This is a genomic window from Corallococcus sp. AB049A, assembly GCF_003668885.1.
Classification (GTDB): Bacteria; Myxococcota; Myxococcia; order Myxococcales; family Myxococcaceae; genus Corallococcus; species Corallococcus interemptor.
Genome location: NZ_RAWL01001383.1, coordinates 1 through 399, shown reverse-complemented (window position 1 = coordinate 399; position 399 = coordinate 1). Strand labels below are relative to the sequence as shown.

The window sequence follows — 399 nt, the reverse complement described above, 5'->3', positions numbered from 1 at the left end:
CCTTACAACTTTGTCGATCCGGACGGCAGAGTTCCTGTAGTTACGCGTATGAAGGACGGTTCGGTGAAAATCAGCTTCCCAACAAAGTTTTCAGGGGATGGTGCGACACCCAAGAACATAGCGACGTTCAAAGAGCAGGTGGCTTCAATGTCAGGAACCTATGATATTGGCGGGAAGGAGACGCGCGTGACGGTCGAGGTCACTGACATTGAAAAAAGTACCCCGCGGGCCGCCCGTAATGAGATAAAGCTTGTCAACTGGGAAACCTCCCGCGGCAGCGGGCGGAGTTTTGCGGAGTTGGGCGGAAAGAAGGGCGAGATCAATGTCCTGGATAGATTTGACAAGGGTGTTGTTCCTCATGAAGTGTCACATCTTGGCGGTGTGGATGATCTCTATGAC

Annotated in this window: 1 protein-coding gene; it reads left to right on the top strand. The window is 52.4% G+C overall.

Features of this window, described 5'->3' with window-relative positions:
• Nucleotides 1-48 precede the first annotated feature (48 nt).
• A partial coding sequence (locus D7X55_RS43155; RefSeq protein ID WP_147470551.1) for a hypothetical protein occupies nucleotides 49-399 on the top strand: 351 nt, incomplete at its 3' end.